General features: G+C 36.9%; 9 protein-coding genes. 8 read left to right on the top strand and 1 reads right to left on the bottom strand.

Translation table 11 applies throughout. The features are described 5' to 3' along the window. The 8 genes from Q0X77_RS01195 to Q0X77_RS01160 all read left to right on the top strand — a co-directional run. Positions 1 to 940 (top strand): amidohydrolase family protein (locus tag Q0X77_RS01195; RefSeq protein ID WP_297792036.1); only part of this gene is annotated, 940 nt, incomplete at its 5' end. 134 nt (positions 941 to 1,074) lie between these two features. Continuing rightward, positions 1,075 to 1,842, top strand: a complete 768-nt coding sequence (locus tag Q0X77_RS01190; protein WP_297792034.1) for a CDP-alcohol phosphatidyltransferase family protein — start codon at positions 1,075 to 1,077, stop codon at positions 1,840 to 1,842. Between the two features lie 43 nt (positions 1,843 to 1,885). Further along, positions 1,886 to 3,139 carry an amidohydrolase family protein gene (locus Q0X77_RS01185; protein WP_297792032.1) on the top strand — a complete coding sequence of 418 codons (1,254 nt, stop codon included), beginning with the start codon at positions 1,886 to 1,888 and terminating at the stop codon, positions 3,137 to 3,139. Between the two features lie 265 nt (positions 3,140 to 3,404). After that, positions 3,405 to 5,351, top strand: coding sequence for an alpha/beta fold hydrolase (locus tag Q0X77_RS01180; protein WP_297792030.1), 1,947 nt, complete (start codon positions 3,405 to 3,407; stop codon positions 5,349 to 5,351). A 121-nt stretch (positions 5,352 to 5,472) separates the two neighbouring features. Continuing rightward, complete coding sequence (locus tag Q0X77_RS01175) at positions 5,473 to 6,159, top strand: DUF2490 domain-containing protein (RefSeq protein ID WP_297792028.1); 687 nt, start codon at positions 5,473 to 5,475, stop codon at positions 6,157 to 6,159. Between the two features lie 112 nt (positions 6,160 to 6,271). After that, positions 6,272 to 7,486, top strand: coding sequence for a bifunctional alpha/beta hydrolase/OsmC family protein (locus tag Q0X77_RS01170; RefSeq protein ID WP_297792026.1), 1,215 nt, complete (start codon positions 6,272 to 6,274; stop codon positions 7,484 to 7,486). A gap of 93 nt (positions 7,487 to 7,579) precedes the next feature. Then, positions 7,580 to 8,167, top strand: coding sequence for a superoxide dismutase family protein (locus tag Q0X77_RS01165; protein ID WP_297792024.1), 588 nt, complete (start codon positions 7,580 to 7,582; stop codon positions 8,165 to 8,167). A gap of 561 nt (positions 8,168 to 8,728) precedes the next feature. After that, positions 8,729 to 9,922 carry an LETM1-related biofilm-associated protein gene (locus Q0X77_RS01160; RefSeq protein ID WP_297792022.1) on the top strand — a complete coding sequence of 398 codons (1,194 nt, stop codon included), beginning with the start codon at positions 8,729 to 8,731 and terminating at the stop codon, positions 9,920 to 9,922. A gap of 75 nt (positions 9,923 to 9,997) precedes the next feature. On the opposite strand, the gene Q0X77_RS01155 is transcribed toward Q0X77_RS01160, so the two are convergent. Then, positions 9,998 to 10,472 (bottom strand): LytTR family DNA-binding domain-containing protein (locus tag Q0X77_RS01155; RefSeq protein ID WP_297792020.1); only part of this gene is annotated, 475 nt, incomplete at its 5' end.

Raw genomic sequence — 10,472 nt, 5'->3', positions numbered from 1 at the left:
CCCTTCATTAAATGGAAATTCTGTTACTACGACTGAAGAAGCCAGGGATAAGGTAACAGCCTATAAAAATGATGGATATGACTTTTTAAAAATTCACCCAGGAATTAAGCGCAATGTGTTTGACGAATTGGTTAAAACAGCTAATGAAGTTGGAATTACATTTTCCGGACATGTGCCGGTTGATGTAGGCATTAATCACGCTCTGCAAAGCAAATATGCCTCTATTGATCATGTAGATGGTTTTTTGGAAGGCTTAGTTCCCTCATCTGAAAATGTAAAACCAGATGAAAATGGCTTTTTTGGATATAATTTTACAACGCTCGCTGATACAACTAAAATAGATAAGCTCGTATCATTGTCTAAAATAAATAGCGTTTGGATAGTGCCTACACAAAGTCTTTTTGAGCGATGGTTTGCGCCAACAGACGGAAATACGCTGCTAAATCAGCCTGAAATGCAGTATATGCCCGTTTCAACACTTGAAAATTGGAGAAAACGCAAAGAGGCTTCCACAGGACCGGATTCAAATTTTGATAAAAAACAATGGGAAATGTTTATTGCAATAAGACGAAAATTAATCTATGCATTAAATAAAGATGGTCAGGGCTTGCTTCTGGGTTCAGATGCCCCTCAATTGTTCAATGTACCCGGATTTTCTATCCACCATGAAATTAAGGGAATGCTGGCATCAGGATTAACCCCCATTGAAATCATAAAAACCGGAACCATTAATCCCGCTCGCTTTTTTGATATGGAAGCTGTTTTCGGGCAATTAAAGGAAGGGATGACTGCCGATATTTTACTTGTCAATTCTAATCCCGTTGAAAACATTAGTGCCCTAAAAGACTTGTCGGGAGTAATGGTGCGGGGAGTTTGGTTAAGCAAGGAAGCAATTGATCAAAAACTACAACTCATCGCACAAAGTGCTTCTGCACAATAGACTTACAGCTTTTTGGCAAATGAGTAAGTTTCCTGTTTGTAAATTTAATGTTACTTTTGTGTAAAGCCTATACGGCGTATTAAGCCAGCGTGTTGTCGTTATTAATATCTGCCAAAGTATAGGCCGAAAATGTAATGTCTAAATTACCAAAGGAATATCAGTTTATAGACCTTTCGGACTATGGCAGGCCCTTTGCTAAGTTGATTGCAAATTCTTTAAAAAACACCACCATTACACCCATTCATGTTACCATTGGTTTTGTAATTTCCGGCCTTCTTGCTATCCTGTGTATCCTTTATAACTATTACTGGGCTGCTGCCTTCTTTCTTGTATTAAAGTCAATTCTGGATGCAGCAGACGGAGAATTAGCCAGGATTAAAAATCAGCCCTCCTATACAGGGAGATATCTGGATTCAATTTCAGACATTGTCCTAAACCTATTGATAATGGTTGCCATCTGGTATGTCACAGAAGGTTCAATTTGGTACACAATTCTTGCATTTATAGGCCTTCAACTGCAAGGTACGCTGTATAACTACTATTACGTTATTCTAAGAAACAAACACAACGGTGACACAACAAGTCGGATTTTTGAGCACAATCCACCAAAAGCCATGAATGGTGAAAAGCAACAAACAGTGAATTTTCTTTTCAAACTTTACAGTATCTTCTATGGCCTGTTTGACCGCATTATTTATGGCCTCGATCGCAATGCCGTGGATAGCAATAAGCTTCCCAATTGGCTAATGACAGCTGTCTCTACTTTTGGACTAGGGTTTCAACTTTTAATTATTGGTATAATGTTTATGTGCCAACTGGACCAATATATCATTCCATTCTTTATTAGTTATTCCCTGTTTATTTTTCTATTTATTGGAATCCGGAGACTTATAAACCGGTAATTTTATTTAATGTTTAATTCGCCAGCCCAACTAAATTGTAATCATGAAAAAGTTGCTTTTACTAAATCTTCTGCTGTTAAGTTTTGGAATTCAGAGTCAGTCATTATTGATTCCGGAAAAAGTATTTGATGGAGAAAAATTATTTAGCAATTGGATTGTCATTGTTGAGGGTAATAAAATCAACTATACAGGCCCTTTGAATAGAAGTCCCATCAAGACTATTAATGATACGATTTATCTCAAGGGAATGACACTAATGCCCGGCATTATTGAGGGGCATTCACATTTACTTCTCCACCCCTACAATGAAACAAGCTGGAATGACCAGGTACTTAAAGAATCTTCAGCAGAACGGGCAATTCGTGCCACTAATTACGCAAAAAGATCGCTTCTGGCCGGAGTTACCACTATGAGGGATTTGGGTGCCGAGGGGGCAGGATATACCGATGTATATCTTAAAAAAACTATTGATGAAGGAATTATTCCAGGTCCGCGCCTACTGGTTGCCGGCCCGGCAATTGTTGCCACCGGAGCTTATGGGCCAAAGGGATTTCATGATGGGGTAACTGTTCCTCTTGGCGCGGAAACGGTTAGTGGCATTGATGAAGCCATTCGAACAGTGCGAAGGCAGATTGGAAATGGATCCGACTTTATTAAAGTATATGCTGACTATAGATGGAAACCGGGCGAAACAGCGCAACCTACATTTTTACAAAATGAACTTGAAGTTATGGTGGATGCTGCCGAAAGTGCAGGCAGATATGTGGTCGCACATGCAAGTACTCCGGAGGGGATTCGGAGGGCGGTACTGGCAGGAGTAGAAACCATAGAACACGGGGATTTAGGAACCCTAAAGGAATTTAATTTAATGAAAGAACATGACGTTGCTTTTTGTCCCACATTAGCTGCGGGCGAAGCTGTTGAGCAATATGGAGGCTGGATAAAAGGTAAAGACCCTGTACCGAAAAGAATTGTACAAAAAAAGGCTTCGTTTAACGAAGCGCTCCAATCCGGAGTCGAGATTATTTTTGGTGGGGATGTCGGTGTTTTTAGTCACGGTGAAAATTATCGGGAAATGGAACTGATGGTGGAATACGGAATGACCCCATTAGCAGTGCTGCAGTCTGCAACATCAATAAACGCAAGGGTGTTTCACCTTGATAGACTCGGCCACATAAAGAAAGGGTTTTTGGCCGATCTTATAGCCGTTCAAGGTGACCCGACTAAAGATATTTCCAGGGTGAAATTGGTAAAATTTGTAATGAAAGACGGAGAAATCTATTTAAGAGAGCCTTAATTCGTAACGCTTTTTTAAAGAGCATTCAGAAGAAAAAAGAATTTAATTAAAAGAATGATATTTTTAATAGTTCTGCAATGAAGTTCCAAAATATCATTAACAACGAAGATTTGAAGTGTAACTTTTTGGTATATTTAACTTCTAATTCCAAGTACCTTTCTTTAATGCTAGAATGTCAATTATTTCCAATAATAAAAATTGCACGTTCTTCTTGCTTTCTTAAGGTAATAACAATTTAAATGTCAATCTTAAAACTATAGTAAAAATGAAAAAACTGATCTTGCTACTAATCGCTGTTACTATTTGGAGCTGTAAACAGGAAAAAAAAGAAACAAAGCCAAACATTGCCGAAACCCTGGAGACATATACCATAAAACAAATGATGGACAATGAAAGCGTTTTTGGTGGTAGTTTTTCCCCCGATAAATCAAAATTATTAGTGTCCAGCAACCGTTCAGGTATTTATAATATGTACACAGTTGCTTCATCAGGAGGAGATTTTATCCCGGTTACTGCATCTGATAGCTCCTCTGTGTTTTCCATTTCCTACTTCCCTGAAGACGAACGTATGTTGTTTAGAATGGACAATAATGGTGATGAAATTTATCATATCTATCTCAGGGATGAAGAAGGCTCACATACTGACCTTACTCCTTATGAAGGTGCCAGAACAATTTTCTATGGATGGGCAGAGGACAATAAAAGCTTTTTCTTCACCTCCAATAAAAGAGACAATAGGTATATGGATCTTTATGAGATGGATTTAGAGAATTTTAGTCCTGCCCTGCTCTATCAAAACGATGATGGATATAATCTAGGTGGGATCTCCCATGATAAAATGTATCTTCCACTTAGTAAGGCCATTAACACTAATGATAGTGATTTGTTTCTCTATAGTTTTGAAAATAAATCCACAACAAAAATAAATGTAAATCAAAGTGCTAATAGCAGTGAGGATTTTGCCAAGGATGGTTCAGCGCTTTATTATACGACGGACGATGGTGCTGAATTTGCTTACCTCATGAAATATAATATTGCAGACGGCTCCCGTGAAAAAGTTATGGAGCGCAATTGGGATATTGTTGGAAGTTATTTTACTGAAAATGGCACTTACCAGGTGACCTATATAAATGAAGATGCCAAAAATGTTATTGAGGTAAAAGATATGGCTTCGGGTGAAAATATTGAACTTCCCAAATTTGATAATATGAGTATTACCAATGTGGGTTTTTCGGAGGATGAAAAAACCATGAGGTTTTATGCCGGAGGTTCAAATACACCATCCAATTTATTTGTATATGATTTAGAAACGAAGGAGCAAAATCAACTTACAAACGTTTTAAACCCTGAAATAGAAGGTGAACATCTGGTTACTGCCGAAGTAATACGATTTAATTCTTTTGATGGGGTTGAAATACCGGCCATTTATTATAAACCACATCAGGCTAGTACCGAAAACAAAGTACCAGCACTTGTTTGGGTTCATGGTGGACCCGGAGGACAATCAAGACAAAATTTTAGTTCCCTAATCCAATATATGGTAAATCATGGCTATGCCATCCTTGCGGTGAACAACAGAGGCAGCAGCGGTTATGGAAAGACATTTTATCAGATGGACGATTTAAATCATGGGGATAAGGATTTAAAAGATTGTGTTGAGGGTAAAAACTGGCTTGCTCAACAGGAAGAAATTGACGCAGAGAAAATTGGTATCATCGGGGGTTCTTATGGTGGCTATATGACTATGGCTGCACTTACCTATACCCCTGAGGAATTTGCTGTTGGAGTGAATTTATTTGGAGTTACCAACTGGATAAGAACACTGCGAAGTATTCCACCATGGTGGGAATCTTTTAAAGATGCACTATATAAAGAATTGGGAGACCCCAACAGTGCTGATTCTGTTAGGCTCAGAAAAATTTCACCTTTATTCCATACAGATAAGGTAACAAAACCTTTGATTGTTTTACAAGGTGCCCAGGACCCAAGGGTTTTGCAGGTAGAATCTGATGAAATTGTAGCGGGAGTAAGAAAAAATGGTGTTCCTGTAGAATATGTCTTATTTGAAGACGAAGGTCATGGCTTTGTAAAAAAGGAAAATCAGATTGAAGCATATAGTAAGGTTTTGGAATTTTTAGATGTATATCTGAAGCAAGATAAGGGCACCCCTATAGATGATGGTGAAACTATGGAAATGAATTCCGATTCTTAGATGCTGAATAATAATGCATAATCGATTTTAGATATTTAAATTCAATATGAAAGCTCGCTTGAATAGAATTTTGACATTTAAGCGAGCTTAAAATTTATAGTTTATTAAAAGGTATTGGCAAATGAGGAAATTAGCGGTTATTCTTATCCTTTTAACGGTATACAATGGAGCCGCCCAGGAAACGGGAGAAGATAAACTAGGAGCCTGGTATATGTACTTTGGAATTAATAAAATTTCAGATCGATTTAGCATTCATTCCGAAGCGCAGTTCAGGTACTATGAGACTACCAGTAATTTTAATCAAATGCTACTTAGGGTTGGCCTTAATTACCATATAAGTCCTGAGGCCATTGCTACTATAGGTTATGGCTACATTGATACCGATAACAGTTTTGAAGATATCCCTAATCAAAATAATCTCTTTGAAAACAGACTATTCGAACAATTTATTCTTAAAAACAAGGTTTGGGAACTATTATTTGAACACCGATTTCGATTCGAACAGCGTTTTTTGCATTCAGGATCAACTACTGACACCCAACACAGAGCCCGTTACAGGTTGCAAATAACACTTCCACTTACCAATACTTTTTTTCTAAACTTCTATGACGAGATATTTTTAAATCTTCAGGATGACATTTTTAATCAGAACAGGCTTTATGCTGCTTTGGGCATAAATGTCCTTGAAAATTTTAGTGTTCAATTAGGGTACTTAAAAAACCATTTCAATACTACAAATTTTGATCGCTTGCAATTTGGCATATTCTACAATCCTGATTTGCGCCGAAAAAACGGTAAGGTCAAATAACTTGTTTCCAGCTTTCGCTTAAGAAGACTGGTATCATCCAATTTCAATACAGCCTGTTACTGCCCGAAAGTATTGTATCTTTCATTCGACTATAACTAACTAAAGCAGCAATATGAGCCTACAAAAAGTACTATTTCATAATAAAACAGGGCAAGAACTCATTGGAAGGCTGGAATTACCTGTAAATCAATTACCACACAATTATGTGTTGTTTGCCCACTGTTTTACTTGCAACAAAAACCTGTTAGCCATAAAGAATATAAGCAAATCTCTTACTTCCAGTGGTTTTGGAGTTTTACGCTTTGATTTTACCGGACTTGGTGAGAGCGAGGGTGATTTTGCAGACACCAATTTTTCCGGGAATGTTGAAGATTTAATTGCCGCGGCAGATTATTTGAAAAACGCCCATAACGCACCAACTCTTTTAATCGGACATTCTCTAGGCGGAGCCGCGGCTATCCTCGCGGCATCAGAAATAACTTCGGTAAAGACCCTGGTAACCATAGGTGCACCGTCAAACCCTGTTCATGTAAAGCATTTACTAAGGAGTAGCATTGAAGAAATAAGTGCAAAAGGGCAAGCAAAAGTAAATATTGGTGGACGAGATTTTACCATTAAGAAACAATTTTTGGAAGATCTGGAAACCAAATCACTTCCTCAAAAAATTAAAGAACTACGTAAACCCATTTTGATTTTGCATTCGCCACAAGATCTAACAGTAGAAATTAAGAACGCAGAAAAGATTTATACCGCCGCTCATCACCCCAAAAGTTTTATTTCCCTGGACGGCGCAGATCACCTGCTATCTGATAAGAAAGATTCTCTCTATGCAGGCAAAATAATTTCGGCTTGGGCCCTGCGCTATCTGGAACTACCGAAGGAAAAGAAAATAAGTTCCAAACATCAGGTAGTCGCCAGCCTGGACGCTGAAGAAGGATTTTCAACCTCAATGAAAGTAGGTAATCATTATATGCTGGCCGATGAACCGGAGGATTTTGGCGGTAATGACTTTGGACCATCTCCATATGAATTCGTCTCAGCCGGATTATCTGCCTGCACTGCCATGACCATTCAGATGTATGCCAAAAGGAAAGGGTGGGAGCTTCAAAATGTTGAAGTACATACTTCTTATGGTAAATCACACGTGGAAGACTGCCTGGATTGTGAATCACCCGGCGCAAAAATCGACACATTTCACAGAGAATTAAAACTCAGCGGTAGTCTTGACGAGAGACAGACAAAACGGATCCTGGAAATTGCAGATAAGTGTCCCGTTCATAAAACCCTTCACACTGAGACTCAGGTAATAACCAAAGTTATTGCTTAACATGGATTTCCTTTTGATGCAATGAATTTAAATATTCTATTGATATACCAACGAATATTATGTAACTTTCAAACATAACTAAAAACGAAAAAAATGAAGAAAATACAAATCATAGCCTTGAGTTTGCTTCTTGCCATTACTTACAGTTGTAAGGATGGTAAAAAAGATGAAAAAAAGGATGACAATGTTGTGGATGAACAGACAGAAATCGTGGTCGAAAAAACGAATGTGGAGGTGATAAAATTTTCCATGGAACCCAAAAGTGACAGTAATGTAATGGGTGAAGTCGAATTTACACAAGAAAATGGTATGGTGATGATGAAAGCTACCCTAAGTGGTCTCAGCCCGGGGGAACATGCAATTCATATTCATGAAAAGGCAGATTGTTCTTCTGAAGATGGGAAGTCTTCGGGCGGACATTGGAATCCAACACATGAACCCCATGGCAAATGGGGGGCTGAAGAAGGCTATCACAAAGGAGACATCGGGAACTTCACTGCAGATGAAGATGGCAATGCTATTGTTGAATTTAGCACGGATCAATGGTGCATCGGTTGCGATGACGAAAATATGAATATTTTAGGTAAGGCCGTAATTGTACATCAGGGAGTTGATGATTTTACTTCTCAGCCAAGTGGTGCTGCTGGTGCCAGGGTAAGTTGTACAGGGATAATTGAATAGAAATACCCTTTTATTTAAATTAAAAATGGCTGCTGATCTAGCAGTCATTTTTAATTTAAATACCTCTCTTGCATGGAAGTATAAGGGTAAAAATCGTATTGATTTTTCAATACCTCTAATGATTTATTTCTCTGCCCTGATTCTTTCTCAAAGAATAATGAGCTTTAAAAACCTTGAATAGCAGAAAGGACATTACAATAAACCAAATGGAAAAAATATAGTATTCCATAACGTGATTGATTTGGGTTAATTTCACAAAACTTACTAATAAATAATCTTAGATTTCTGTAATACTTGGGGCATTGCAGAAGTGCTTTAAAAGCATTTGAACGGAAAAGATACACATTTCATCTATAATTTCCTATCAAAAAGTTAAAAAAAACCAAAATCCAATCTTAATTGGTCAGTGGAAAAAACCCAAATTTGACTTTAAAAGGACCATAAGAAGTACTAATAAGCCAAAAATAAACTAGTTAAAGCTACAATTCCCTCTAATAATATTGACATAAAGAAGAATGTCCTTTATTTTGTTTTACTTTGAATTTCCAAAAGTTAAAGCCAATGAACCCATCCGCATCCGGTTGGATAGATAAATTCGGATATGACGTAAAAGATAATCTTGAAGCTTTTCAAGACTTCAGGCATCTTTACGGAGGGCTCAAAACCTCTGGTTTCGTCTATGGCCTTAATATTAAGATTCCTCGTTTTATTAGTCCGGAGCATACGCTTTCGGAAGACGAGAAAGCAAAGATTAACCTCTTAACGGCCCTATTCTTTACTTTTAAAATAGAACGTAAGAATTCAAATTTTGATGATTTTCTTCAAACTATTTTTAAATTTTATCAGGAACTTAACATCAGCCATATTTCCTTCCTTAATAAAATCCTGGCGGGTAGTAAAACATCAAAACAACTTGAAAAACTAATCAATTCGAGAGTTTACCTTGGTGATAATCTTTTTAGTTTAACTTTCAATAGAATTATTACCAATTCCTTATTATTTATTGATGTTCTTACCTTCAAATATTACCTGAATGATGGTAAAGATATTAGGGAACATGCTCAAATTCTGGAATACCTTACGATAAATGTTACCTCACATGCCCTAAATTCCAAAGAGAAAAACAAAACTGACGAGCGATTGGCCCAACTTTTTGCCTCTTCAATGTCATTTATTGATGATGAAAAACAACAATTTGACGGTTCATATAGAGCCCAATTATTAAATAACTCCTCAATTTGGGAAAATCATTATTTTCTGGATGTTGCATGTCTCACAGTTTGGGAAGATAAAACACTGGAATATCAGGAATCCGAATTTATTTTTGGGATCGGCAAGGATCTTGGTTTTGAAAGAAAAGAGATTTCCAGATCCTTAGAGGAAATTACTTCCTTCTTTGAAAAAAATTCTGCCCATATTCCATTTTTGAAAGATCCCAACATGGCTATTCAATTCTATGACGGAATGGCCAAAGTAGTCAACAAACTAATTTTAAGAAACAATAAAAGGCTTCAAAAAGAATTATCGGAAAGCAAAGAATTAGTGCAGCTAATTTCTAAATCCACAGTTAGGGACCTCAGTTCTGAGGAGAAGAAAAAAGTCCAGAATCAACTCATTGATATCTTTAAGAGCATCCCATCCCTGGCCATATTTTTACTTCCGGGCGGTGCAGTATTATTACCTATTTTTATAAAACTGATTCCAAAATTATTGCCATCAGCTTTTGATGATAATCGAGTGGATAAAAAGCCCTAAAAAGTATAAAAAACTAACTATAAGAAAAATCTATCGAAGTACTTATCTATTTTTATATCAAATATTTAAGCAATATTATTCCAACCATAACTTGAAATCTTTAACCCGTTCCCTACTTACTATTATTTCTTGCTCCTTATAGTGATTTAATTTAATTATTAAGCGAGAATTAGCATAAGATACGATGTCTTTTATATGGTTGATATTAATATAAAACTTTCTACTCACTCTGAAGTAAATTTGCGGAGATAATTCGTTTTCCAGGTTTTCCAAAGTAGTATCCAAAAGGTAACTCCTTCCTTCTATTGTAGCCGCATAGGTCCCCTTATTTTCGCTGTAAAAACATTCTATTTCATCCGAATTGATAATCTTCAAATGTTGTCCAAGTCTAATTGTGAATCTTTTTTTGTATTCTCTTTCAAGAGGGTTGACAAGTAATTTTTTAATATCATCAAAATCCAGACTTATTTGATTGTGATCCGGTTTCAGGTTTTGATATTTTCGCACTGCACTTTCTAACTCTTCATCATCAATTGGCTTTAACAGATAA

The sequence above is a fragment of the uncultured Eudoraea sp. genome, assembly GCF_947258925.1.
Taxonomy (GTDB): domain Bacteria; phylum Bacteroidota; class Bacteroidia; order Flavobacteriales; family Flavobacteriaceae; genus Eudoraea.
Note: the sequence above shows the minus strand (reverse complement) of the source record. Positions and strands in the feature narration are given on the sequence as shown.